At 37.1% G+C, this 25,203-nt stretch carries 23 protein-coding genes and 1 pseudogene; 12 read left to right on the forward strand and 12 right to left on the reverse strand.

The window, feature by feature from the left end:
• The first annotated feature begins 165 nt into the window (after positions 1–165).
• From addB to GFJ36_RS05175, 3 genes and pseudogenes are all read left to right on the forward strand, one after another.
• Positions 166–3,681 (forward strand): helicase-exonuclease AddAB subunit AddB, encoded by a 3,516-nt coding sequence (gene addB, locus GFJ36_RS05165; protein ID WP_157349512.1) that lies wholly within the window; start codon positions 166–168, stop codon positions 3,679–3,681.
• Positions 3,678–7,402 (forward strand): annotated as a pseudogene (gene addA, locus GFJ36_RS05170) (helicase-exonuclease AddAB subunit AddA). The gene addB and the pseudogene addA overlap by 4 nt, the downstream one beginning before the upstream one ends.
• A 12-nt stretch (positions 7,403–7,414) precedes the next feature.
• Entirely contained in the window at positions 7,415–7,702 is a 288-nt protein-coding gene (locus GFJ36_RS05175) for an RNA polymerase alpha subunit C-terminal domain-containing protein (RefSeq protein ID WP_097890475.1), read from the forward strand.
• A gap of 80 nt (positions 7,703–7,782) precedes the next feature.
• Here GFJ36_RS05175 and gerPF read toward each other — a convergent pair whose 3' ends face one another.
• The 7 genes from gerPF to GFJ36_RS05210 form a co-directional block, all read right to left on the reverse strand.
• Positions 7,783–7,998: a spore germination protein GerPF gene (gene gerPF, locus GFJ36_RS05180; protein WP_001141566.1), complete on the reverse strand. Its 216-nt coding sequence runs from the start codon at positions 7,996–7,998 to the stop codon at positions 7,783–7,785.
• A 42-nt stretch (positions 7,999–8,040) separates the two neighbouring features.
• A complete protein-coding gene (locus GFJ36_RS05185; protein ID WP_000902337.1) occupies positions 8,041–8,427 on the reverse strand; it encodes a spore germination protein GerPE in 387 nt (128 codons plus the stop codon).
• A gap of 15 nt (positions 8,428–8,442) precedes the next feature.
• Positions 8,443–8,637 carry a spore germination protein GerPD gene (gene gerPD / locus GFJ36_RS05190; RefSeq protein ID WP_001052804.1) on the reverse strand — a complete coding sequence of 65 codons (195 nt, stop codon included), beginning with the start codon at positions 8,635–8,637 and terminating at the stop codon, positions 8,443–8,445.
• 6 nt (positions 8,638–8,643) lie between these two features.
• Positions 8,644–9,258, reverse strand: coding sequence for a spore germination protein GerPC (gerPC, locus tag GFJ36_RS05195; protein WP_088608382.1), 615 nt, complete (start codon positions 9,256–9,258; stop codon positions 8,644–8,646).
• Between the two features lie 68 nt (positions 9,259–9,326).
• A complete protein-coding gene (gene gerPB, locus GFJ36_RS05200; RefSeq protein ID WP_001012513.1) occupies positions 9,327–9,533 on the reverse strand; it encodes a spore germination protein GerPB in 207 nt (68 codons plus the stop codon).
• Between the two features lie 14 nt (positions 9,534–9,547).
• Complete coding sequence (gene gerPA / locus GFJ36_RS05205) at positions 9,548–9,769, reverse strand: spore germination protein GerPA (RefSeq protein WP_001111187.1); 222 nt, start codon at positions 9,767–9,769, stop codon at positions 9,548–9,550.
• 93 nt (positions 9,770–9,862) lie between these two features.
• A complete protein-coding gene (locus tag GFJ36_RS05210; RefSeq protein WP_046958324.1) occupies positions 9,863–10,042 on the reverse strand; it encodes an aspartyl-phosphate phosphatase Spo0E family protein in 180 nt (59 codons plus the stop codon).
• Positions 10,043–10,288: 246 nt separating this feature from the next.
• On the opposite strand from GFJ36_RS05210, the gene GFJ36_RS05215 reads away from it, so the two are divergent.
• Entirely contained in the window at positions 10,289–11,188 is a 900-nt protein-coding gene (locus GFJ36_RS05215) for a fumarylacetoacetate hydrolase family protein (protein ID WP_001241717.1), read from the forward strand.
• Positions 11,189–11,223: 35 nt separating this feature from the next.
• Here the strand turns inward: GFJ36_RS05215 and GFJ36_RS05220 are convergent, their stop codons facing one another.
• A complete protein-coding gene (locus GFJ36_RS05220) occupies positions 11,224–11,508 on the reverse strand; it encodes a hypothetical protein (RefSeq protein ID WP_046958323.1) in 285 nt (94 codons plus the stop codon).
• 104 nt (positions 11,509–11,612) lie between these two features.
• Complete coding sequence (gene rocD, locus GFJ36_RS05225) at positions 11,613–12,803, reverse strand: ornithine aminotransferase (RefSeq protein ID WP_087984724.1); 1,191 nt, start codon at positions 12,801–12,803, stop codon at positions 11,613–11,615.
• Positions 12,804–12,953: 150 nt separating this feature from the next.
• Here rocD and GFJ36_RS05230 point away from each other — a divergent pair, with 150 nt between their 5' ends.
• On the forward strand, positions 12,954–13,319 hold the full coding sequence (locus GFJ36_RS05230) for a YisL family protein (RefSeq protein WP_087984725.1): 366 nt from the start codon (positions 12,954–12,956) through the stop codon (positions 13,317–13,319).
• A 59-nt stretch (positions 13,320–13,378) separates the two neighbouring features.
• Here the strand turns inward: GFJ36_RS05230 and GFJ36_RS05235 are convergent, their stop codons facing one another.
• The gene (locus GFJ36_RS05235; protein WP_048559584.1) at positions 13,379–13,933 is read right to left on the reverse strand and encodes a DUF2777 domain-containing protein; all 555 of its coding nucleotides are present in this window, start codon (positions 13,931–13,933) and stop codon (positions 13,379–13,381) included.
• Positions 13,934–14,172: 239 nt separating this feature from the next.
• On the opposite strand from GFJ36_RS05235, the gene asnB reads away from it, so the two are divergent.
• The 3 genes from asnB to katB all read left to right on the forward strand — a co-directional run bounded on the left by asnB (position 14,173) and on the right by katB (position 18,693).
• Positions 14,173–16,020: an asparagine synthase (glutamine-hydrolyzing) gene (asnB, locus tag GFJ36_RS05240; protein WP_097890473.1), complete on the forward strand. Its 1,848-nt coding sequence runs from the start codon at positions 14,173–14,175 to the stop codon at positions 16,018–16,020.
• A gap of 188 nt (positions 16,021–16,208) precedes the next feature.
• On the forward strand, positions 16,209–17,168 hold the full coding sequence (gene hemH, locus GFJ36_RS05245; protein WP_097890471.1) for a ferrochelatase: 960 nt from the start codon (positions 16,209–16,211) through the stop codon (positions 17,166–17,168).
• Between the two features lie 58 nt (positions 17,169–17,226).
• Positions 17,227–18,693 (forward strand): catalase KatB, encoded by a 1,467-nt coding sequence (gene katB, locus GFJ36_RS05250; RefSeq protein WP_088062447.1) that lies wholly within the window; start codon positions 17,227–17,229, stop codon positions 18,691–18,693.
• A gap of 276 nt (positions 18,694–18,969) precedes the next feature.
• Here katB and GFJ36_RS05255 read toward each other — a convergent pair whose 3' ends face one another.
• Positions 18,970–20,202, reverse strand: coding sequence for an ammonium transporter (locus tag GFJ36_RS05255; protein ID WP_087984728.1), 1,233 nt, complete (start codon positions 20,200–20,202; stop codon positions 18,970–18,972).
• 213 nt (positions 20,203–20,415) lie between these two features.
• Here GFJ36_RS05255 and GFJ36_RS05260 point away from each other — a divergent pair, with 213 nt between their 5' ends.
• The 3 genes from GFJ36_RS05260 to GFJ36_RS05270 all read left to right on the forward strand — a co-directional run bounded on the left by GFJ36_RS05260 (position 20,416) and on the right by GFJ36_RS05270 (position 23,088).
• Complete coding sequence (locus tag GFJ36_RS05260) at positions 20,416–21,717, forward strand: alpha-amylase family glycosyl hydrolase (protein WP_087984730.1); 1,302 nt, start codon at positions 20,416–20,418, stop codon at positions 21,715–21,717.
• A gap of 43 nt (positions 21,718–21,760) precedes the next feature.
• Positions 21,761–21,988: a hypothetical protein gene (locus tag GFJ36_RS05265; RefSeq protein ID WP_060490094.1), complete on the forward strand. Its 228-nt coding sequence runs from the start codon at positions 21,761–21,763 to the stop codon at positions 21,986–21,988.
• 212 nt (positions 21,989–22,200) lie between these two features.
• On the forward strand, positions 22,201–23,088 hold the full coding sequence (locus GFJ36_RS05270) for a helix-turn-helix domain-containing protein (protein ID WP_060489311.1): 888 nt from the start codon (positions 22,201–22,203) through the stop codon (positions 23,086–23,088).
• Between the two features lie 529 nt (positions 23,089–23,617).
• Here GFJ36_RS05270 and GFJ36_RS05275 read toward each other — a convergent pair.
• On the reverse strand, positions 23,618–24,109 hold the full coding sequence (locus GFJ36_RS05275) for a YajQ family cyclic di-GMP-binding protein (protein WP_001040146.1): 492 nt from the start codon (positions 24,107–24,109) through the stop codon (positions 23,618–23,620).
• Positions 24,110–24,348: 239 nt separating this feature from the next.
• Here GFJ36_RS05275 and GFJ36_RS05280 point away from each other — a divergent pair, with 239 nt between their 5' ends.
• Positions 24,349–25,203 carry a CvfB family protein gene (locus GFJ36_RS05280; RefSeq protein ID WP_064056836.1) on the forward strand — a complete coding sequence of 285 codons (855 nt, stop codon included), beginning with the start codon at positions 24,349–24,351 and terminating at the stop codon, positions 25,201–25,203.

Here is a 25,203-nt window from a genome sequence, read left to right on the forward strand (position 1 = left end):
TGCTTATATGAGCAGCTTTTTCTATGTAATTAAATACTTTAGCGGTTGTATTTTTATGTTTTGAGATGGGGTATCGTCATTATACATGTTTGTCTTTTTTCGTGTACTATAATACAATTATAGTAGCAAACTAACGTTCGTTATGTAAGTGAAAGGTGGGGTTACATGTCACTTCGATTTGTGATTGGTAGAGCGGGAAGTGGAAAAAGTACACTTTGTTTACACGAAGTGCAAGAAGAGTTAAAGCAGCGTCCAAGAGGGGAAACAATATTATATCTTGTGCCAGAACAGATGACATTCCAAACGCAGCAGGCGTTAATTGGTAGTGGGGATGTAAGAGGTTCTATTCGGGCACAAGTTTTTAGTTTTTCACGATTAGCGTGGAAGGTACTGCAAGAAGTTGGTGGAGCGAGTCGCCTTCACATTGATGAAGCGGGCGTACATATGTTACTTCGTAAAATTGTAGAGTCTCGTAAAGATGGATTATCGGTGTTCCAAAAAGCAGCGGAGCAAAACGGTTTCTTTGAACATCTTGGTAGTATGATTGCGGAGTTTAAACGTTACAATGTGACGCCATCTAACGTATATGAAATGTGGCAACAATTAGACGCACATAGTAGCAGTGCAGAACAAAAGCTATTAGCGAATAAAGTGTATGATTTACAACTATTATATGATGATTTTGAACGTGCTTTAATCGGAAAATATTTGGATTCAGAAGACTACCTACAATTGCTAGTCGAAAAGCTTCCACATTCTGAATATGTAAATGGGGCTGAAATTTATATAGATGGATTTCATTCATTTTCACCGCAAGAACTAGAAATTGTAAGACAGCTTATGATTTGCGGTGCGAGAGTTACGATCACGTTAACGATAGATGAAAAAACGTTAGCGCAGCCAGTAAATGAACTAGATTTATTTTATGAAACGACGTTAACGTATGAAAAAATAAAGCAAGTGGCGCGTGAAGAGAAGATAGAAATTGAAAAAACGATTCCACTTATGGAACAACCGCGTTTTCATTCGCAAGCATTAGCGCATTTAGAAACGCATTACGAAGCACGTCCAAATGAAAAGTTTCACGGAGAAGCAAGTGTAACGATTAGTACAGCAGCGAATTTACGAGCTGAAGTAGAAGGTGTTGCGCGTGAAATTCGTAGACTTGTGGCGGATGAAGACTATCGTTACCGAGATATTGCAGTCCTTCTTCGTAACGGAGAAAGTTATTACGATGTGATGCGAACGCTATTTACAGATTATAATATCCCACATTTCATCGATGAAAAACGCCCGATGTCACATCATCCGCTAGTAGAATGCATTCGTTCTGCACTCGAGATTATTAGTGGAAATTGGCGTTATGATGCAGTGTTCCGCTGCGTGAAAACAGAGCTTTTATATCCATTAGACGTAAGAAAAGAAACGATGCGCGAAGAGATGGATGAGTTTGAAAACTACTGTTTAGCGTACGGTGTACAAGGGAAGAGATGGACTTCTGAGGATCCGTGGATGTATCGCCGCTATCGTTCTCTTGACGATACGGACGAGATGATTACAGACAGTGAACGTGAAATGGAAGAGAGAATAAATCGACTGCGCGACGTTGTAAGAACGCCTGTTATTCGTATGCAAAAAAGACTGAAGCGAGCGGGAACAGTGATGCAAATGTGCGAAGCTGTTTATTTATTTTTAGAAGAGCTAGACGTTCCGAAAAAACTAGAAGCATTACGTATTCGTGCAGAAGAGAGCGGAGATTTCTTATTTGCGACAGATCATGAGCAAGTATGGGAAGAAGTAATGAGTCTTCTTGATACGTTCGTTGAGATGCTTGGCGAAGAGAAAATGTCACTTTCTATGTTCACAGATGTTATGTCGACAGGTCTTGAGGCGCTTCAATTCGCAAACATTCCGCCGTCATTAGACCAAGTGTTAATTGCTAATATTGATCGTTCAAGATTATCAAATGTGAAAGCAACATTTGTCATTGGCGTGAATGAAGGAGTTATTCCGGCAGCACCGATGGATGAAGGGATGCTTTCTGATGAGGAAAGAGATGTTCTTAGCGTTGCAGGTATCGAATTAGCACCAACGACGAGACAAACCTTATTAGAAGAACAGTTCGTTATGTACCAAATGGTAACGAGAGCAACTGAGAAATTATATATTTCATGCCCGCTTGCAGATGAGGAAGGGAAGACGTTACTTGCGTCTAGCTTTATTAAGAAAATAAAAAGAATGTTCCCTGATGTGAAAGATACATTTATTACGAATGACGTGAATGATTTATCACGTTCGGAACAAATTTCATACGTAGCAACGCCAGAAGTAACGTTGTCATATGTTATGCAGCAACTTCAAACGTGGAAGCGATATGGATTTGAAGGGAATTTAGATTTTTGGTGGGATGTATATAACTTCTACGTAACTTCAGATGAATGGAAACAAAAAAGTAGCCGCGTATTATCAAGTTTATTCTACCGAAATCGTGCGCAAAAGCTAAGTACAGTTGTAAGTAGAGATTTATATGGAGATAAAATAAAAGGAAGCGTATCTCGTATGGAACTATTTAACCGTTGCGCATATGCTCATTTCGCGCAGCACGGTTTATCGTTAAGAGAGCGTGACATTTTCAAACTGGATGCACCCGATATCGGGGAACTATTCCATGCAGCGCTGAAGAGAATTGCGGACAGGCTATTACGCGAAAACCGTACTTGGGCGGATTTATCAATAAAAGAGTGTGAGCATCTTTCTGCTGTAGTAATAGAAGAGATTGCACCGTTATTACAAAGACAAATTTTATTAAGTTCAAATCGTCATTTCTATTTAAAACAAAAACTACAACAAATCATTTTCCGTACATCAATCATTCTTCGTGAACATGCGAAGTCAAGCGGTTTCGTACCAGTTGATTTAGAAGTGCCATTTGGTATGGGCGGTATAGGATCGCTTCCGCCGATGGAATTCTCATTACCAAATGGTGTAAAGATGGAAGTAGTTGGTCGTATTGACCGTGTTGATAAGGCGGAAGATGAAAATGGGACGTTCCTACGTATTATTGATTATAAATCAAGCTCAAAAGCGTTAGACTTAACGGAAGTGTATTACGGATTAGCACTTCAAATGTTAACGTATTTAGATGTTGTTACTTCGAATGCACATACGTGGATGAAAAAGGGAGGTACTGCATCACCGGCTGGTGTACTGTACTTCCATATCCATAACCCGATCGTTGAGATGAAGGGTGACGCATCTGAAGCAGAAATTGAGAAAGAGATTTTAAAGAAATTTAAAATGAAAGGACTTGTACTAGGAGATGCTGATGTTGTTCGTTTAATGGATAACAAACTTTCGACAGGAAGCTCTGATATTATTTCTGCTGGTTTGAAAAAAGACGGCAGTTTTAGTGCGCGTTCGAGTATTGCAAGTGAACAAGAGTTTAACGTACTTCAAAAATACGTACACCATACGTTTGAAAATATTGGAAAAGACATTACAGAAGGCGTTATTGATATTGCTCCTTATAAGAAGGGGAATAAAGCGGCGTGTACGTTCTGTAACTTCAAATCTGTTTGTCAGTTCGATGAATCACTCGAAGATAACCAGTTCCGTACGCTAAAAGATATGAAAGATAGCGAAGCGATGGAGAAAATTAGAGAGGAGGTTGGCGGAGAATGATTGAAAATTGGCCTAAAAAACCAGAAGGTAGTCAGTGGACGGATGACCAGTGGAAAGCGGTTGTAGCGAACGGACGTGATATATTAGTCGCGGCAGCAGCTGGATCAGGGAAAACAGCAGTATTAGTTGAACGTATTATTAAAAAGATTATAAATGAAGAAAATCCAGTCGATGTCGACCGCCTGCTCGTTGTAACATTTACGAATGCAGCGGCGCAAGAGATGAAAAACAGAATTGGGGAAGCGTTAGAAAAGGTATTAATTGATGAGCCAGGATCGCAGCACGTAAGAAAGCAGCTTAGCTTATTAAATAAAGCTTCTATTTCAACGATCCATTCATTTTGTTTACAAGTAATTAGAGGATACTACACATGCTTGATGTTGATCCTCGTTTCCGCATTGCGAATCAAACAGAAAACGAATTATTAAAAGAAGAAGTGTTAGATGACATATTAGAAGAAGAGTATGGAATTGAAGATAATAGTATTTTCTTTGAACTCGTTGACCGTTATACGAGTGACCGTAGTGATGATGACTTACAGCGTATGATTTTAGCGCTTCATACAGAATCAAGGGCGCATCCAAATCCGGAAAAATGGCTCGATAAATTAGTAGAAGCATACGACGTGGAAGGAAAGACAATTGAAGATTTAGTGTACGCTTCTTACTTATTAGAAGATGTGAAATTCCAGCTTGAAACAGCAGAGACACATATTCGTAAAGCGACTGAACTCGCGATGCTTCCTGACGGTCCGGCGCCCCGCGTTGAAACCCTGCAAGCAGATGCAGTTTTACTTGGAATGTTGTCATCAGCTGCTTGTGAGTCATGGACAAATGTGTATGAAGCGATGCAAAATGTATCGTGGCAAACGTTAAAGCGTATTAAGAAAAGTGATTACAACGAGGATGTTGTAAAACAAGTAGACTCTCTTCGTAATAAAGCGAAAGATGAAGTGAAGAAATTACAAGAAGAGTTATTTAGCCGCAGACCTGAAAGTTTCTTACGAGATTTTCAAGATATGCATCCTGTATTAGAAAAACTCGTACAGCTTGTAAAAGTATTTACAGAGCGTTTCCAAGCGATGAAGCGTGATAAAGGGATGGTTGATTTCACAGATTTAGAGCATTTCTGTCTACAAATTTTAAGTGAACAAAGTGAAAACGGTGAAATGAAGCCGTCAGCAGTAGCGCTTCAATATCGTAATAAATTTGCTGAAGTACTAGTCGATGAATATCAAGATACGAACTTTGTACAGGAATCCATTATTAAATTCGTAACGAAAGATTCTGAGAGTGAAGGGAACTTGTTCATGGTAGGTGACGTGAAGCAGTCGATCTATCGTTTCCGACTAGCAGAACCAGGCCTGTTCCTAGGAAAGTATAAACGCTTTACGCAAGAAGGATTAGACGGCGGAATGAAAATCGATTTAGCGAAAAACTTCCGTAGCCGTCATGAAGTGTTAGTAGGTACGAACTTTATTTTCAAACAAATTATGGGCGAAGAAGTCGGAGAAATCGACTATGATGCTGACGCTGAATTAAAGTTAGGTGCTAGCTATCCAGAAGGTGAAGATGTAGCAGCTGAACTACTATGTATTCAGCAAACAGAAGAAGAAGTGCTAGACGGTGAAGAAGGTGCGGAAGTAGAAAAAGCGCAACTTGAAGCTCGCCTTATGGCGCAGCGTATTAAAGCGATGGTTGATTCAGGTTATGAAGTGTATGATCGTAAAACGGATAGTATGCGCCCTGTACAATACCGCGACTTCGTTATTTTACTTCGCTCTATGCCATGGGCGCCGCAAATTATGGAAGAATTAAAGCTGCAAGGAATTCCAGTATACGCTGATCTTGCGACTGGTTACTTTGAAGCGACAGAAGTAAATATTATGATGAACGTATTCCGCGTGATCGATAATCCGATGCAAGATATTCCGCTTGCCGCCGTACTTCGTTCACCAATCGTTGGACTAAATGATGAAGAACTTGCAACATTGCGTGCTCACGGAAAGAAAGGTTCGTTTTATGAAGTAATGAGCTCATTCTTAAAAGGGGCACCGCTTGAAGAAGAACAAGAACTACATGATAAATTAGAGTGGTTCTATAACTTACTGCAAGGATGGCGTGAATTCGCGCGTCAACAGTCACTTTCTGATTTAATTTGGAAAGTGTACGGTGAGACAGGTTATTACGACTTTGTTGGCGGTTTACCAGCCGGAAAGCAAAGGCAAGCAAACCTGCGTGTACTTTATGACCGTGCAAGACAATATGAAGCAACATCGTTTAGAGGATTATTCCGCTTCTTACGCTTTATTGAGCGTATTTTAGAACGCGGTGATGATATGGGAACGGCGAGAGCTTTAGGTGAACAAGAAGATGTCGTTCGTATTATGACGATTCATAAAAGTAAAGGACTTGAGTTCCCAGTCGTATTTGTAGCGGGACTAGGTCGTCGTTTTAATACACAAGATTTAATGAAACGTTTCTTACTGCATAAAGACTTTGGTTTCGGTTCACAATTTATCGATCCTCGTAAACGCATTAAATATACGACATTATCGCAACTAGCAATTAAGCGTAAAATGAAAATGGAATTAATCGCGGAAGAAATGCGCGTGTTATACGTAGCGTTAACGCGTGCGAAAGAGAAGTTAATTTTAATTGGAACGGTTAAGGATGCAAATAAAGAAATGGAAAAATGGCTTGATGCAAGAGAGCATAGTGAATGGTTATTACCAGACCATATACGTGCCGGAGCGTCTTGTTATTTAGACTGGATTGCACCTTCATTATATAGACATCGTGATAGTGAAATGCTTCTTGAATTAGGACAAGGAAGCATTCCGGGTGAAATCTATGGATATGACACGAGCTGGAAAGTAGAAGTTGTTGACGGCAAAACGTTACTTGCACCGGAACCGGTTCAAGAAGAGAAACAAGAATTGTTAGAAGCACTTCGTGAGAAAAAAGCTGTTCCGCTACAAAGTGAACGGAAAGAAGAAGTGTACGACAGATTAATGTGGAAGTACGGATATGAGGAAGCGACATCTCATCGTGCGAAACAGTCTGTTACAGAAATAAAGAGAAATTATCAATCTGAAGAAGGTAGCGATAATGCCTTTATTAAAAAACTACGTGCACCAATTAAAACACGCCCTCGTTTTATGGAGAAAAAAGGATTAACGTACGCTGAAAGAGGTACGGCAGTTCACGCTGTCATGCAGCATGTTGATTTGAAGAAGCCGATTACAGAAGAAGTGATTCGAGAGCAAATTAGTGGCATGGTTAATAAAGAATTATTAACATTCGAGCAAGCAGAGGAAATAGCGATTGAAAAAGTCATTTCATTCTTTGACAGTGACTTAGGTAAAAGGGTATTAGCGGCGAAAAGCGTTGAGCGTGAAGTGCCATTTACGATGATGCTTGCAGCAGAAGAAGCATATCAAGATTGGCAAGGGAAGAGCGGGGAATCAATTCTTGTCCAAGGGGTTATTGACTGCATGATTGAAGAGGAAGATGGTATCACGCTAATCGACTTTAAAACGGATACGATTGAAGGGAAGTTCCCAGGCGGATTCGATCAAGCGAAACCAATTTTAGAAGATCGATATAAAGTGCAGCTTTCTTTATATGCAAAGGCACTTGAAAAAAGCTTGCAACATCCTGTGAAAGAGAAATGCTTATACTTCTTTGATGGCAACCATGTTGTAAAAATTGAAGAATAGAGAGGCTTGAAAATGACAACGGAAAAAACGTTAAGAACATGTGAAAAAGGACATGAATATTATAAAAGTAGCGATTGTCCAACTTGCCCAACCTGTGAGAAAGAAAAGAAACCAAAAACAGGATTTCTTTCACTTCTTTCATCACCAGCACGAAATGCGCTGCAACACCATGGAATTCACACGATAGAAGAACTCTCAAAGTATAGTGAAAAAGAAATTTTAAAACTACATGGTATGGGACCTGCGTCTATGCCGAAGCTTAGAAATGCTTTGAAGGAGAAGGGGTTATCATTTAAATAAAATGAAACAGTAAACAGTGGAGTTTTTGATAATATTGAATGAGGTAAAAGAAAAAAGTAGGAGATATTCTCCTACTTTTTTTACGCTGTTCCAATTTGATCTTGATCAGCCACATCAGAATCAAACGTATTTGTTGCACTAACACCGTTAAACGTATTCACGACAAATCCAACATTGGAAGCTCCGGAACCATTATAAGCTTTCGTATTTTCTTTCGGAGACACGTTATAAAAATCCCCTAAATTAAAAGAACCATTACTGTTTTGAACGACGAGATTTCCAACAACAGAAGGCATACCATCCACCTACTTTACTAAGCTTTTTAATTACTATATGAATTATTGTGCGGAAGGTTCATCCGTAATATATTGGCGGATTTGCATAATACGAGAGTTATTAAAAACATAATCAACATTTCCAATTTGAAAGCAACCAGAATTTAAAAGTGTTCGCAATTCAACATTGTTTACTTCAATAAAAGGGCATTCATTTACAATGTTTAATTTTACATCTGTCGTTCGTTTTGGGATTGTGATGTGTTCATCTGTAAAGATTTCAAATGCGTCTAAGCGGCCTTCGTCTTTTATATAACAAGGAATTTCCCTATGGACGGCAAGAGCTCTACTTTTTAATTCCATTTGATTGGCATCTCCAACTTGAAATACGGCACTAATCCCTAAAGAAATAATAGAAACATTTTGGACAACAGACACATGATGTAACATAGTTTCTCAGTCTCCTTAACCTGGAGTAGGAGGGACATCTGTGACTAATGGTACAAATGGACCCTCTGTAACAGTTTCAAATGGTGTATCAAGAATAGAAGATAGTATGAGGAAATTTGCATCCCCAATTAAAAAGAGTGCGGACGACGATACACCGTTCATTTTAATTTGGCCGACTTTTAATTCGCGATTTACAACGTTAAGATTCATACATACTTACTCCTTTCGGAAATTGCCCGGTATGTGTTGAATAAAAGAGAGGAAAGCTTTGTCGATATCATGTTTCATTGCTTGAATAATGATATCTCGTAAATAATCTGGATCTGTTGAAATCCCTTCATAGGATTGCGTTTGTGATAAATAATAAGGAAGTCTATGCTCCATCTGTTTTTTTATGTCATCAACCATCATTTGTCGATACATTTCATCGAGCGGCGTTCTCTCTTCTTGTTCAAAATGGAGAATTCGATTATATGCTTCTTCATCTAAGTAACGATGCATTTCTTGAAGGATGCCTTGGTAAAAATCTGGGTTTGTATCTGTTTCAGGATTTACTTTTAATGTTTCTGTATCCACTTGGAAATCTTCAATTTGCTGTCCTTTTGCTGAAAACGGATTTAAACCGATATTTAAAGTACCATTTAAATTTTCTACTTTTAATTGATCGAATTTGTATTCCACTTTTCCTACAGAAGAGGAGGGGCGATTTTTTAATTCGTTAAGCTCTTCTTGGAGTTGGCGAACTTGATCTTCTAGGTTAAGGATGGCTGCTTGTTGTGCTTGAAGAGCTTGTTGAAGTTGGTGTAAGTAAGTATATATATCTTGATTCATTTTGTGAAACCTCCTTTTCAGTAGGGAGGGTAAAAATATTCCTGCTATATATTTATGACAAGGATGTCTTAAGAAGAACTAGTTGATGGTTTGATAGAAATAATTTGTCCTTTCGCCTGCAATGGGCGAAGGGGCTCTGTAAATCCACCGCTATTTGAGAATTTAGATAGAGCTTTAATACTTCCTGCAGTACCAATTTGGAATACAGAAGAGGTTGTAATGCTATCAATTCTAATGCTATTAATGATGATGCTTTGGTTTACATAAAAATTCAATGCAATCGCCTCCTCTAAGTTGAACCAATTATCGCTTGATCAATTACATCTGAATCATTGACAGTCGTTGCGCTTTGATAATTGTAGACAGAAACGTTATCTCCAACATTAAAAGAGCCGGCCCCAGCAAAAGCGCGTGAATAACTAATAGGCCTAATCGCAAATACATCTCCAATATGAAAAATACCACTTGATCCAATATTGACGATACGAATATGTCCGACCATAGCTGGCATACAAAACACCTTTCGTTTTTTAAATTTTCTTTTCTACTATTGTATGGGCGTTTTCAATAAAATGTGTTTTTTTTTATAAAAGAAACACACACGTTATTGCGTGTGTGTATTGAGTGTTTGATTAGGGTAAAAATCCGTATGTACATGCCAAATTACATTTAAGAGCCTGTCCAGTTCTTGGCTACAATCCACTGTTTTTTGAGAAGTCATTCCGTAGCGTTCAGCAAAATAAATCATTTTTTCACGTTTTTTTTCAATCGCTTGCTCAAACATTGAAATCGGCTCCATCTCTAAATGAAATTTTTAGTATATATGTAGTACATATTATACAAAAAACCAATAAAAAAGAAACACCTTCGCTAAAAAAAGTAAAATTTCTACATTTTATGCCAAATATAAAGGAGTAACGAATAGAATATGAGAAGAATATTGTAAAAATTAGCGTGCATGAGAAGGTTTTTTTCTGACGGATGCGAATACAATTAAAGGTCATGAGTTTTAGGATGGAGAGTGGAAATATTGCGTTTGGTAACGGCGAAAAAAGATGAAAAGGTATTTGTAGGTATTGTGGATGAAGAGGAAGAGAAGGTATTGCATGTAAGAGAAGCGCAAAGACAAAAAGGGGAAAAGGTTACGATTCCGATTACAATGTTAGAGTGTATTGAAAGAGGAACCGAATGCTTTGAAAAAATATGTGATATTGTAAATTGGGCGAAGGAAAATGAAGGGGCGGCGTATTATCCGTTAACTGAGGTGAAAATATTAGCACCAATTCCAAGGCCAAGGAAGAATATTCTTTGCGTTGGAAAGAACTATCGTGAGCATGCGATAGAAATGGGCGGAGTAGAGTCAATTCCGGAAAATATAATGATCTTTACGAAAGCGCCAACGACAGTTATTGGAATGAATGAAAAAATTAATAGTCATCCCCACGCAACGAATGAACTAGACTATGAAGGAGAACTAGCTATCATCATTGGTAAGCGAGGGAAACAAATAAAAAAAGAAAAAGCGCTTGAGCATGTTTTTGGTTATACCATTATAAATGATATAACTGCTCGCGACATTCAAAGGAAGCATAAACAATTTTTTCTTGGAAAAAGTTTCGATACATTTTGTCCGATGGGACCGTATCTAATTCATAAATCAATGGTTGAAACGCCAAATGCGTTACACATTGAAACAATAGTAAATGGGGAAGTAAGACAAACTTCAAATACAAATAAAATGATTTTTTCAATAGAAGAAATCATTTCAACGATAAGTAAAGGAATGACGTTAGAGCCAGGCGATATTATCGCAACAGGAACGCCGGCTGGTGTCGGAAAAGGTTTCACACCACCGAAGTTTTTGCATGCGGGTGATGAAGTGGTCATTACAGTAGAAGGAATTGGTACTTTGCGAAATGTAGTGAAATGAAGAAAAGGGCTATCTTATTAATAGATAGCTCTTTTTTATGGCCATGGGTTATTGAAAAAATCTAAAATAGCAAAAATATATAATCCGATGAGTATTAACGTACAAATCCCGATTAGCATAACGGCAAGAGAACTTCTTTCGCGGCCAAAACCGATAGCTGTAAGGAAAACAGCAGCCCAAAATGAGATTTTAAGTAGCATGAATGTATGAGGTGTTGAGTAGTACCTGAGTAACGTTATAGATAATAGGAATCCGATGAATGTAATGGAAATGAGAATAGTAGCTAAATAGTTAATATGTTTGCCGTATTTCAAAAGCATACAATTACCCCCTGTAAAATAAACTGAATATTCAATCTAACTTTACAGTAAACTACTAAAAAAATAAAGAGGTTGTCCCAACATGTAGGATAACCTCTTTATTATTATGATAATACCGCTTTAATTTTTTGGAACGCCCACTCTAAATCTTCTTCAGAGATTACTAGCGGTGGTGCGATACGAATTACATTTTCGTGTGTTTCTTTACATAATAGACCAGCTGCTTTTAATTGTTCGCAGTAAGGACGAGCTGGCTCGTTTAATTCGATACCGATGAATAAGCCTTTACCACGAATGTCAGTAATCATTGGGTTATCAATTTCTTTTAATTGCCCAACTAATTTTTCGCCTAATTGAAGAGAACGCTCTGTTAATTTTTCTTCTTCTAACACTTCAAGAGCCGCGATAGAAACAGCACATGCAAGTGGGTTACCACCGAATGTAGAACCGTGAGAACCTGGCTCGAATACGCCTAAAATGTCGCGGTTTGCTGCTACGCAAGAGATTGGGAATACGCCGCCGCCAAGTGCTTTACCAAGTATGTACATGTCAGGAGTTACACCGTCCCAGTCACAAGCAAATACTTTACCAGTACGGCCTAAGCCAGTTTGGATTTCATCTGCTACGAATAAAACGTTTTCTTTTTTACATACTTCAAGAGCTTCTTTTAAGAAACCAGCTGGTGGGATGTTAATTCCTGCCTCACCTTGGATAGGCTCTAAAATGAATGCAGCTGTGTTTGGTGTAATAGCAGCTTTTAACGCTTCTAAATCACCGTAAGGAATTACGATAATGCCAGGAAGCATTGGACCGAATCCACGCTTGTACTCTTCGTTCGAAGACATAGAAACAGCACCCATTGTACGGCCGTGGAAGTTATCTTCACAAACGATAATTTCAGCACGGTTTGCTTCTACTTTCTTCACATCATAAGCCCAGCGGCGAGCTGTTTTAATTGCAGTTTCAACAGCTTCTGCACCTGTATTCATTGGAAGTACCATTTCTTTATTAGTTAGTTTCGCAACTTTTTCGTACCAAGGACCTAATTGATCGCTATGGAAAGCACGAGAAGTTAACGTAACACGATTAGCTTGGTCAATTAAAGCGTTAATAATTTTTGGGTGACGATGACCTTGGTTTACTGCAGAATATGCACTTAATAAGTCCATATAGCGATTTCCTTCAGGATCTTCTACCCAAACGCCTTCTGCTTTAGAGATAACGATCGGAAGTGGGTGATAGTTATTTGCTCCGTATGTGTCTGTAAGTTCGATAATATCCTTAGTTTGAATCATGATTGTTCCCCCTTTTGTTATTACAAGAAGTTTGTAAATACTCTAAATATTATATCATTTAAATGTAAAAAAGCGAAACATTTCCTGAAAATAAATGAACATGTTATCATATAGAGTGAAAAAGTGTGAAAAGAGGAGGTAGGGGATACGATGGTACATATGCATATTACAGCATGGGCGTTAGGTTTAATTTTATTCTTCGTTGCGTATTCACTTTATTCAGCAGGAAGAAAAGGTAAAGGTGTACATATGGGGCTTCGTCTTATGTACATTATCATTATTGTGACAGGTTTCATGTTGTACATGGGTATTATGAAGACTGCAACAAGTAACGTGCACATGTGGTATGGTTTAAAAATGGTAGCTGGTATTTTAGTTATCGCTGGAATGGAAATGGTTCTTGTGAAAATGAGCAAGAACAAGGCAACAGGGGCATTTTGGGGATTATTTGTTATCGCGCTTGTAGCGGTATTTTACCTTGGACTGAAATTACCGATTGGCTGGCAAGTATTCTAATAAAAAATAAAACCACCTAATAATCTCAAAGACTTGGGAGATAAGGTGGTTTTTTTACTTTATGTTGCATCGATATGCAACTCTTCTCCGTTTACTTTCGTAAAACGAAACATGTTTTTATTTGACGTAGCGTGACGAACAAAATGGTGCTGCAATGTACAAATCATCTCTTCGTTATCAAACAAAAGAATATTTACTCCTTCGCATGCTTCCTCTTTCGGTAAGAAAGATAAATAATTATGACAATACATGCAATCATATAAAGAGTAATGAAGGGATTGCAATGATTCGGTTAATAATGTAAAGACAGAGTCAGGTAATTCCTCGAGCCATTCCGTATAGCTAAGAAGTAATTTTTTTCGAATTCGTATCATTTCTCCGTTTTGTAAATGGTGCTGTTCGTTGGCGATTTGTAATACATCTTGTTCATAGAAACGAGCTGGTAGCCAGTTGTTGTTATATAAAATCTCAAAGCCATCTTCGGCAATATCTTCTAATAAAAATGCTTCATCATTTTCATCATCAAAGAATACCCATTCATTGTTTATATATTCTACATTACCGACTGTATGAGCGCGAGGCTGGTTATATAAAATATGGTTACGTTGTATCATACACGATTTCTCCTTTATAAAAAGTAGTTATTTCTGTTATAGACAGTTCGTGCATTCTTTATAACTAGACACATCTAGACATAGGTGGGCATACAATAAAACACGTTTTACTGAGTGAAAAAGCTATTCCGTATGTGGATAGTAGATTATCGTCAAGTTTGTCATTTTTTTGATCCGCACCTCTAAGGTGTGGATTACTGCTTGTTTAGGAAAAGAAATAAGATGGAAGGATGATTCGTATGTGCGGGATTACAGGATGGGTGGATTATAAACGCTCATTAGAAGGAGAACGGGACGTCGTTACGAAGATGGCTGAGACGTTAGCAAAGCGTGGCCCGGATGATAATAAAGTTTGGATTAAAGGCAATGTCGCATTTGGGCATAAACGGTTAATCGTTGTTGATCCTGAGGGTGGTAAACAACCGATGACTTGTTTAAAAGATGAAACGAATTATGCAATTTGCTATAACGGTGAATTGTATAATACAGAAGATATTCGAAAGGAATTATTAAGAAGAGGATATACGTTCAAAGGTCATTCTGATACGGAGGTGCTATTAGCGTCGTATATTGAATGGAAAGAAGAATGTGTCGATCATTTAAACGGTATATATGCGTTTGCTGTATGGGATGAACAGAAAGAACAAGTATTTATTGCGCGAGATCGACTAGGTGTAAAACCGCTATTTTATAAATATGATAGTGGGCGATTACTATTTGGTTCAGAGTTAAAAGCGATATTAGCGCATCCAGATGTGAAAGCGGAAGTAACGTTAGAAGGGTTATCCGAAATATTCGGTCTTGGACCATCTAGAACACCTGGTCATGGCATTTATGCTGGTATAAAAGAATTACGTCCAGGGCATGCGATGACATTTTCAAAGAACGGTTTATGTATATGGAGATATTGGAATGTGGAAAGCAAAAAACATGAAGACTCCTTTGAAGAAACAGTAGAGAAAACACGCTTTTTATTACAAGATGCGATTACAAGGCAGCTCGTTTCTGATGTACCACTATGTACTTTTCTATCAGGTGGTGTAGATTCGAGCGCCATTACAGCGATTGCTGCGAAAGAATACGCAAGGTCAGGAAAAGGGCAATTACACACATACTCTGTTGATTATGAAGATAATGAAAAATACTTTAAAGCGAATGCGTTTCAGCCGAATTCAGATGCGCCATTTATTCATTTGATGACTGAGACGTTTCAAACAATCCATCATCGCTGCGTCATTTCAAATGAACAATTAGCACAGTATTTAACAGAAGCGGTACTCGTTCGTGATTTGCCTGGTATGGCAGATATCGATTCGTCATTATTATGGTTTTGCCGTGAAATTAAACAAGATTTTGTCGTCGGTTTATCTGGGGAATGTGCAGACGAAATATTTGGTGGTTATCCGTGGTTTTATAGAGAAGATGATTTGCAATCGAGTGCATTTCCGTGGATGCGCTCTACAGAAGCACGTGAACAACTGCTAAAGAAAGAATGGAGAAATAAATTAAACTTACAACAATATGTACAGCAGCGTTATGAAGAATCCATTCAAGAAGTTCCTGTTTTAGAGGGAGAAAGCCCAATTGAAGCAAAGAGACGACAATTATTTTACTTGAACATGGTATGGTTTATGACAACATTATTAGACAGAAAAGACCGTATGAGTATGGGGGCAAGCTTAGAAGTACGTGTTCCATTTGCGGATCACCGACTTGTCGAATATGCGTGGAATATTCCTTGGGAAATGAAAATGTATAAAAACCGCGAAAAAGGTCTATTGCGTAAGGCGTTAGAAGGATTACTTCCAAATGATATCTTATATAGAAAGAAGAGCCCGTATCCGAAAACCCATAATCCGCATTATACAAAAGCGGTAACAGTATGGCTACAAGATTTATTAACAGATAAAGGCTCAATTTTGCATGAACTATTTGATAAAGAACAGCTGAGTGGATTAATTGAGTCAGGTGGCAGTGCATTTCAATCCCCTTGGTTCGGTCAATTAATGACTGGTCCGCAGCTTTTAGCTCATTTAGCGCAAATTCATGTTTGGTTTAAAGAGTATGGGATAAATATTAAAGAATAGAAGAAAAGCGACTTGCATAAAAGTAAGTCGCTTTTCTATTAAATAAATTGTCATATAAAATTCAAAATCATATTAGAAATAATACTTATTTAGAATAATTATTTTGACGTACTTATTATTAGTTGTTATAATTGGAAACAAATGTTCTTGAAAAAGATTCTCATTTATAAAATTGAGGTGTTATATAGATGACAAAGAAAAAAATAGGTTTACTCGTAATGGCGTATGGAACGCCAGAATCATTAGATGATGTAGAAGCGTACTATACACATATTCGCCACGGGCATAAACCTTCAGAAGAAGCACTCCAAGACTTAATCAGACGCTATAAAGCGATTGGCGGAATTTCACCACTTGCAAAAATTACGAAAGAGCAAGCGCATAAATTAACAGATTCAATGAATAAAATATTTAAAGAGTATGAATTTACTTGTTACTTAGGATTAAAACATATAGCTCCATTTATAGAGGATGCAGTAGAAGAGATGAAGAAAGATGGAATTGAGCAGGCGATTAGTATCGTATTAGCACCGCATTATTCTACATTTAGCATTAAAGCATATAATGACCGTGCTATTCGTCTTTCGGAAGAAATTGGTGGTCCTGTTATTGAACCGATTGAACAATGGTACGATGAACCGAAATTTATTTCGTATTGGACAGAGCAACTAAAAGAAACATTTACAAAGATTGAAGATAAAGAGAAAGCTGTCGTGATTTTTTCAGCACATAGTTTACCAGAGAAAATTATTGCAGCAGGAGACCCTTATGTGGAGCAATTGCAACATACAGCGGATTTAATTGCGGAGGCTGCCGATATTCCAAACTATACAACGGGTTGGCAAAGTGCTGGAAATACGCCTGACCCATGGATTGGTCCGGATGTGCAAGATTTAACGAGAGATTTATTTGAAAAGCATGGCTATGAATCTTTCGTATACTGTCCGGTTGGGTTTGTGGCAGAGCATTTAGAAGTTTTATATGACAATGATTACGAATGTAAAGTTGTAACTGATGAATTAAACGTGGCATATTTTAGACCGAATATGCCAAATTCACAATCTGTATTTATTGATTGCTTAGCTGAAATTGTTTCCAAAAAAATGAAGGAAATAGTTGACAAGAATCTAGTTTTAAATAATAATTAGTTTATAATAATTTTAAATAAACAATGATTACTAAAAGAGAAAGAGGAGGATCCCCTAGATGAATCCAAATAATCGCTTAACAACAAACCAAGGTGCTCCGGTTGGAGATAACCAAAATTCTCGTACAGCTGGTCGCCGTGGACCGGTATTATTAGAAGACTATCATTTAGTAGAAAAACTAGCTCACTTTGATCGTGAACGTATTCCAGAGCGTGTTGTGCATGCACGTGGTGCAGGTGCTCATGGTGTATTCGTAACGAAAAACAGCATGAAGCAATATACGAAGGCAGCATTTTTACAAAATGAAGGAACTGAAACGCCTGTATTTGTTCGTTTCTCAACGGTTATTCATGGTCAAGGTTCTCCGGAAACAGCTCGTGACCCACGTGGGTTCGCTGTTAAATTTTATACAGAAGAAGGAAATTACGATATCGTAGGTAACCATTTACCGGTCTTCTTCATTCGTGATGCAATTAAATTTCCTGATATGGTGCATTCTTTAAAACCAGCACCTGATACAAACATTCAAACGCCAGATCGTTACTGGGATTTCATGACGTTAAGCCCGGAATCTACACATATGATGACGTGGGTATTTTCTGATTACGGTACACCAGCAAGCTATCGTGAAATGGAAGGTTTCGGTGTTCACTCATTTAAATGGATTAATGCAGAAGGTAAAATCGTCTACATTAAATATCACTGGAAACCACAGCAAAGTGTACGTAACTTAAGTGCAAAAGAGGTGCAAGAAGTACAAGGAAAAGACTTCAACCATGCAACTCGTGACTTGTTCGATGCAATCGAAAAAGGAAATTATCCGAAGTGGGATTTACACGTACAAGTGATGCAACTAGATGAAACGGATTCTTTAGATTTCGATCCATTAGATCCGACGAAAGTATGGCCAGAAGATCGCTTCCCATTAATTGAAGTGGGGACGATGACGTTAAATCGTAATCCGAAAAATTTCTTTGCGGAAGTAGAGCAAGTGGCGTTCTCTCCAAGTGCAACTGTAAATGGTATTGAACCATCTGAAGATAAATTATTACAAGGTCGTTTATTCTCTTATCCAGATACACAGCGTTACCGTCTTGGTGCAAACTACTTACAAATTCCTGTAAACTGCCCATACGCAGCTGTTCACAACCAACAACGTGATGGTGCGATGCAAATCAATCAAAACCCATCTACAATTAACTACGAACCGAGCCGTCATGCTGAAAATCCAGTTGAAGACCCAACTTACCGCGATTCAACTATGAAAGTAGAAGGCTACGTATCTCGTGAAAAAATTGACAAACCAAATGATTTCAAACAAGCAGGTGAGCGTTACCGTTCATTCTCTAAAGAAGAGCAAGACAACTTAATTGCAAACTTAACAAATGACTTAAAAGACGTAAATGAGCGCACGAAATTACTAGCTGTTTGTAACTTCTTCCGTGCAGATCAAGAGTACGGTATGCGTTTAGCACAAGCGCTAAATGTTGATATTACGCAATATGTGGGGAATTCTCCGAAATAAGTAGGAAAAGACGACTGTTAAACGGTCGTCTTTTTTGTATGTATGTAAAGTTACGCCGGGGTATTTTTCAGTTTCGTCATGTCGGAATTTGTTGGTAAATGGATATATCGTGTCGAAACGTCGATATATTGAAATAATCGCTGATATATTTAAAAAATCGTCGATATATCCGAAGAATCGCTGATGTATTCACCGGAATACTAGGTGGGGTATACTGCGCCGACAAGTACAATAAAAAGAGATGCAATCTACTACCAATAGATTGCATCTCTTTTTTTAGTTCACTCGCTCTGTGTACTCATAAGCTTTCTCTCCGTGCATCGAAATATCAAGTCCCATATGTTCTTCGTGTTCATCTACCCGAACAGGGAGAAAGAAGTTAATTGCTTTAATAATGGCGTACGTCATTATGATTGTGAATGCATATGTTGCGCCGATTGCTATCAGTTGTTTAAACAGTAAAGCAGCGTTTCCGTAAAATAATCCGTTAGCGCCATCAGCATTTACAGTAGTAGTTGCAAATAGTCCTGTTGCAATACCGCCCCAAGTTCCGCCGATACCGTGGCATCCGAATGCATCGAGTGTATCGTCGTATCCGAATTTTGTTTTTAAGAAAAAGACTGCTCCGAAGCATAATACGCCGCCGATTGCTCCGATAAGAAGAGCGGAGAAAGGAGTAACGAACCCGCAAGCTGGTGTAATAGCGACTAGACCGGAAACTACACCACAAGCAGCTCCCATCGCAGTCGGTTTTGATTGGAAGAACCATTCTGAAAGCATCCAAGTTAATGCAGAGGCAGCAGCGGCTATATTTGTATTAATAAATGCAGTTAAAGCTACGTCGTTTAAAGATAATGCACTTCCGACGTTAAAACCGAACCAGCCGAACCATAGTAAGCCTGCGCCTAACATTGTGAATGGTAAATGGTGAGGAGAAGTACCGTTTATGTTTTTTCGTTTTCCAAGGAAAATAGCTAATACAAGGCCGGCGACCCCAGATGTAATATGAACGACGTTACCGCCAGCGAAGTCTAACGCGCCGAGTTCTCTTAGCCATCCGCCAACGCCCCATACCCAATGAGCGACAGGGTTGTAAACGATTGTTGTCCATAGAAGGATGAAAATAAGGAAAGCAGAAAATCGCATTCTTTCGGCGAATGCACCTGAAATTAAAGCGGGAGTTAAAATGGCGAACATGAGTTGGAACATCATAAATAAATTGTGAGGAATAGTAGATGAGTAGTCTGGATTTGGTGCGTAGGTAACTCCGTTTAAACCGAACCAATCGAATGTACCGATAAGTCCGTGCCAATCTGGTCCGAATGATAAAGAATAGCCGATCGCAATCCACTGAATCGAAACGATAGCCATTGCACTATAACTATGCATTGTCGTACTGAGTACGTTTTTACTGCGAACCATACCCCCATAAAAAAGTGCCAATCCTGGTGTCATTAACATGACCATTACTGTCGTTACAAACATAAAAACCGTATCTCCTGTATTCATTCTCTCTCCTCCTATGATGTTAGAAAAAATAACATCGATTCGTTATGTTTCATATCATATTCGAAATGAAATGAAAAATCAACTAAAAATTCAGAAAACTTTATACTTCATGTTAGGTAATCTAACATGAAGTATTTTTGGGGGAATGAAATCAACGTATGTGATTCGTCCTGAAAATTGGTATAATATTCTTACAATTAAAAAACATGGGGGATGCGTGTGAGGAAAATACGGACTAGGAAATTATTTATTTGTTTTTGTTTAGCTGTCGTTTTGTTTGTGCCAATACATACGTTTGCAGATGAAAAAAGAGAGTGGCGAGACGAAGTCGTATATTCCATTATGATTGATCGCTTCAATAATGGAGAACCGAAAAATGACAAACAGTTAGAAGTTGGAAATTTAGAAGGATATCAGGGTGGAGATATAAGAGGGATTACAAAAAGACTGGATTACATAAAAGAAATGGGTTTTACCACTGTTATGCTTTCACCGTTTTTTGAAAGTGGAAAGTACGATGGGTTAGATGTGCAAAATTTTCAAAAGGTAAATGAACATTTCGGAACAGAAAATGATGTGAAAGAACTTGTACAAGAAGCGCATGCAAAAGGGATGAAAGTTATATTCCAATTTCCGCTTGGAGAAAACGAACAACAAGTTATCGACGCGATGAAATGGTGGATCAAAGAAGTCGATTTAGATGGAAGTTATGTGATACATAGTGAAAAAAAGTCGCGTTCTTTCTGGGATGACGTGCAAAAAGATATGCAAGTGATAAAGAAAGATTTTCGTATTATGACAAAGGAAGATAGTGGATATAACGAAAAAATAGTAGAATCGTTTTCTAAAGCGGATGTATCGGTGAAACCTTTATATGATGTGAGTAAAAAAGAAGGGGAATCCGTTACATTTTTAGATAATCAAGATACAAAAAGGTTTGCCCGTATTGCAAAAGAGAATATGAATTATCCACCATCTCGTTTGAAACTAGCCCTTACCTATTTATTAACATCACCAGGTATTCCGAATTTTTATTACGGGACTGAAATTGCATTAGATGGAGGGGATACCCCGGATAATAGACGATTAATGGATTTCAAATCAGATGAAAAATTTGTGCAGCACATAACGAAACTCGGTGAGCTTAGACAAGCGAGACCATCTTTACGCCATGGAACGTTGGAGCTTTTATACGATAAAGATGGAATGAGTGTACTGAAACGAAAGTATAAAGATGAAGTAACATTAGTAGCGATTAATAATACGAAAGAAACACAAAAAGTTGCTTTACCTGTAAGTGCAATTGGCGAAAAACAAGAGTTAAGAGGATTGTTAGAAGATGAAATTATAAGAGAAGAAAACGGAAAGTTTTATCTTGTTTTAAAGCGTGAAGAATCAAATGTATATAAAGTTAACGGGGAAACAGGTGTGAATTGGCTATTTATCTCTTTAATCGTCGGTGTGAACGTATTGTTTATTGCTTTTTTAATTGCGGTTAAAAAGAGACGGAAATGAGTAGCGTTTTTTAGTAGTTCTTCAGTTTAAGGTGGTGAGGTATTTGCGGAAAAAGAAGTGGTTCGCTCTATGCTTATGTGTTTTTATCGTATTCGTAAGTTTTTATTTTTGGGAAAAGCGTGATGAAGGGGAATTTGTTCGGTGGGGCGATAGTGTTCATTCTGTTGATACGGCAGTTCTGAAGAGAAACGATATAAAATACAAAATCGAAAATGATAAAGTATACATACCTAAAAAATCATTTGATAAAGCAATATGGTGTTGCTCTTAATAAATGCGAAATCTCGGTGGGACAGGCTAAGGAGAAAACTTTCTCCCTAGTCTGTTTTTCTGTGAAGTAAGACTCTCGCTTCGAAATGCAGCTGAGAAAAGAAATGAAAAGACCTTTAGAAAAACAATAATTGCAACTATATTGATTTTACATTACATTAAAGGGTGAAAAATATTCTGTTACTCATTGAGGGCTATATTTGAGGAGGAAAAATGGAATTTTACGATTTGGGTATTACCATTAAAGAACTTAGAATGAAAAAGAATATATCACAATCTGAATTGTGTCATGGAATATGTTCGCAAAGTCAAATTAGCAAAATAGAAAAAGGTATGATTTATCCATCTAGCATATTGTTATATCAGTTATCTGAAAGACTTGGTATTGATCCAAATAATATTTTCGCACTAACGCAAAATAAAAAACTAAAATATGTAGAAAATGTAAAATATGTAATGAGAGATTGTACAAAACAAAAACAATATAATGAACTTTACGAAATAGTGAAACAAGAGAAAAACGAAAATAATTTCCAGTTAAAAGAAGATAAACAATTTCTAATATGGCATGAAGCCATTGCTATATTTCATGTAAATAAATCAATAAAAACTGCTTTAAATCTTTTAAATAGTGCACTAAAACTAACTGTAACGAATGTTGATTTTTTATCAGAAAGAGAAATAGATATTATGCAGTCGATGGCTATATTTCATTGGGCAAATAAAGAGTATGAAAAGAGTATTACTATATTAAGAAGGTGTTTAACTAATTTTAATAAGTTAGATTTTCCTAGAGATAAAGAGATTAAATTAAAAATCATTTTTAATTTGGCGAAAATTTTAGGTCTTGCAAATCAACATGAAGAGGCAATAAAATACAATGATATGGGGATTAAATTAGCTATTAATCTAAATACTTTATATTTATTAGGTGAATTATATTATGGAAAAGCTTGGAACTTGCTAAAGCTAGAACAATATAATGAAGAAGATGTGGCTGACAACATGAAAAAAGCATTATTTATCTTTGAACTAACAGAAAAAGAAAATCTAATAAAAATGGTTAAAGAAAAATATTTTGAAAAACAAAATAAAAAATGATTCATAATTTCTGATGAATATCTTATTAATTTCTATAAAAAAAGGCACCTTACGGTGTCTTTTTTATAACTTATATCATCAATTATTACATTTTATAGGTTTCTTATACCAAGCTTTGTTGATGTGTTTACACTTCGCAGGTGTTGAAGTTTTATATGTATCCTCGGGTGTAGTTATATTATTAGAACACCCTGCAATATATATACAGAATGTAGTTAATAAAAAACATAGTATTAATTTCTTCAAATAACCACTTCTAACTCTTGTTTAATTAACATTTTTTCATAAAATAAATTCTTTACTAATTTTACATTACATGAAAGGATGGAAAATATTCTTATACTCATAATTTGTTACATTTGAGTAGGGAGGGAGGTTTTGCGCCGAGTATTAAAAGGACCTTCTTCATTTATGCATAATAATTAAATACTTATTCTAACTATCCGATTGCTCGTAATCTTAGACTTTGTAATATTTTCTCTACACGCTAAAAAGAAAAACACCCTCTACACAGAGGGTGTTTTTCTTTTTAGCGGTAGTTAATAAATTGTACGTCAATCGGTAAGTCAGCACTGCGAACTGCTGCGATAACTGCTTGTAAGTCATCACGGCTTTTCGCTGTAACACGTACTTGGTCATCTTGTACTTGTGTTTTTACTTTTAATTTCATTTCTTTAATGATGTTGTTAATTTTTTTCGCGTTATCTTTATCGATACCTTGTTGAAGTGTTGCGCGTTGGCGAACAGTGTTACCAGTCGCAGCTTCAACTTTTCCGTAATCCAAGTTTTTAATTGGAACGTTACGTTTTACAAGTTTAGAAATTAGAACGTCTTTTACTTGGTCTAATTTGAACTCATCATCAGAAGTTAAAACAAGTACTTCTTTTTCTAATTTAATATCACTTTTACTTCCTTTAAAGTCATATCGGTTTTGGATTTCTTTTAATGCGATGTTAATTGCGTTTGTTACTTCAGGTAATTCTACTTTCGAAACGATGTCAAAAGAACTATCTTTTGCCATAGTTAGCACCTCCAAATAAATTTCTAATCTTTTTATGTACTGTACATACTAAAGTATAGCTGAAAACGAGCCTAGACTTAAGTGTTTTCATACTTATATTTATGTAACCTCATTTTATTATAGTGAATTTTGGGCAGTTGGACAAATAAAGGAAAAATCGTGTTATAATTAACTTTTGTTTGGAATGATAAAAAATATAAAAAAGTTAATTTTATATATATAGAAGGGAATTAAAAAATATGTATTTACAATTAGGATCGATTGAACAGGTAACTGTTTTACGCGAAACGGAAATCGGCTATATGGTTGGGAATGAAGAAGAAGAAATCTTCTTACATAAAAACGAATTAGTTGGAGAAATTGCAGAAGGCGATACGATTGATGTATTCTTATACCTTGATCACCAAAATCGTATTTCAGCAACAATGAAGGAGCCGCTTATTACAACTTTTGATTGGAACTGGGTAAAGGTTGTAGAAGTTATTCCTAGTTTAGGTGTGTTTGTTAATATTGGTGTATCAAAAGATATACTAATCCCAGCTGATGAGTTCCCGATTTATATGCCAGTATGGCCAGAGGTTGGAGACGAATTATATTGTACGTTAAAATTAACGAATCGTGATCGCCTTATCGCTCTTCCCGCAAGAGACAGTGATATGCAAGAAATTATCGTAGATGCGACGCCATCTATGCGTAATAAAAACGTAAATGGACGTGTGTATCGTTCACTTCAAGTTGGTTCATTCATACTAACTGATGAGCATTTCCGTGCTTTCTTACACCATACTGAAAGAAAAGAACAAGTCCGCATTGGTGAACGTGTAACGGGCCGTATTATTGACGTGAAAGATGACGGTACAATTAACATTTCACTTCTTCCTCGTAAAGAAGAAGGAATGGAAGATGATGCTACTGTAATTTATGCATATATGGAAGAACGAGGTGGAGCAATGCCGTTTTGGGATAAGAGCCACCCAGAAGATATTAAAGAACGTTTCAACATGAGTAAAGCTGCGTTTAAGCGTGCGCTTGGTAAGTTGATGAAAGAAGAAAAGATTTACCAAGAAGAAGGTTGGACGTATTTTAAGAAGTAA

The organism is Bacillus sp. EE-W1, assembly GCF_009760835.1.
In the GTDB taxonomy this organism is placed as follows: Bacteria; Bacillota; Bacilli; order Bacillales; family Bacillaceae_G; genus Bacillus_A; species Bacillus_A wiedmannii.

Excerpts from the sequence above, each read along its gene's own strand:
- GFJ36_RS05185 (WP_000902337.1), bottom strand. The coding sequence starts at position 8,427 with ATGTTACATCATGTGTCTGTTGTCCAAAATGTTTCTATTATTTCTTTA.
- hemH (WP_097890471.1), top strand. The coding sequence starts at position 16,209 with ATGACAAAGAAAAAAATAGGTTTACTCGTAATGGCGTATGGAACGCCA.
- rocD (WP_087984724.1), bottom strand. The coding sequence starts at position 12,803 with ATGATTCAAACTAAGGATATTATCGAACTTACAGACACATACGGAGCA.
- GFJ36_RS05270 (WP_060489311.1), top strand. The coding sequence starts at position 22,201 with ATGGAATTTTACGATTTGGGTATTACCATTAAAGAACTTAGAATGAAA.
- GFJ36_RS05220 (WP_046958323.1), bottom strand. The coding sequence starts at position 11,508 with ATGCTTTTGAAATACGGCAAACATATTAACTATTTAGCTACTATTCTC.
- GFJ36_RS05235 (WP_048559584.1), bottom strand. The coding sequence starts at position 13,933 with ATGATACAACGTAACCATATTTTATATAACCAGCCTCGCGCTCATACA.
- gerPC (WP_088608382.1), bottom strand. The coding sequence starts at position 9,258 with ATGAATCAAGATATATATACTTACTTACACCAACTTCAACAAGCTCTT.
- GFJ36_RS05210 (WP_046958324.1), bottom strand. The coding sequence starts at position 10,042 with ATGTTTGAGCAAGCGATTGAAAAAAAACGTGAAAAAATGATTTATTTT.
- asnB (WP_097890473.1), top strand. The coding sequence starts at position 14,173 with ATGTGCGGGATTACAGGATGGGTGGATTATAAACGCTCATTAGAAGGA.
- GFJ36_RS05175 (WP_097890475.1), top strand. The coding sequence starts at position 7,415 with ATGACAACGGAAAAAACGTTAAGAACATGTGAAAAAGGACATGAATAT.
- addB (WP_157349512.1), top strand. The coding sequence starts at position 166 with ATGTCACTTCGATTTGTGATTGGTAGAGCGGGAAGTGGAAAAAGTACA.
- GFJ36_RS05255 (WP_087984728.1), bottom strand. The coding sequence starts at position 20,202 with ATGAATACAGGAGATACGGTTTTTATGTTTGTAACGACAGTAATGGTC.
- gerPA (WP_001111187.1), bottom strand. The coding sequence starts at position 9,769 with ATGCCAGCTATGGTCGGACATATTCGTATCGTCAATATTGGATCAAGT.
- GFJ36_RS05230 (WP_087984725.1), top strand. The coding sequence starts at position 12,954 with ATGGTACATATGCATATTACAGCATGGGCGTTAGGTTTAATTTTATTC.
- GFJ36_RS05275 (WP_001040146.1), bottom strand. The coding sequence starts at position 24,109 with ATGGCAAAAGATAGTTCTTTTGACATCGTTTCGAAAGTAGAATTACCT.
- gerPD (WP_001052804.1), bottom strand. The coding sequence starts at position 8,637 with ATGAATCTTAACGTTGTAAATCGCGAATTAAAAGTCGGCCAAATTAAA.
- gerPF (WP_001141566.1), bottom strand. The coding sequence starts at position 7,998 with ATGCCTTCTGTTGTTGGAAATCTCGTCGTTCAAAACAGTAATGGTTCT.
- katB (WP_088062447.1), top strand. The coding sequence starts at position 17,227 with ATGAATCCAAATAATCGCTTAACAACAAACCAAGGTGCTCCGGTTGGA.
- GFJ36_RS05280 (WP_064056836.1), top strand. The coding sequence starts at position 24,349 with ATGTATTTACAATTAGGATCGATTGAACAGGTAACTGTTTTACGCGAA.
- GFJ36_RS05260 (WP_087984730.1), top strand. The coding sequence starts at position 20,416 with ATGCGTGTGAGGAAAATACGGACTAGGAAATTATTTATTTGTTTTTGT.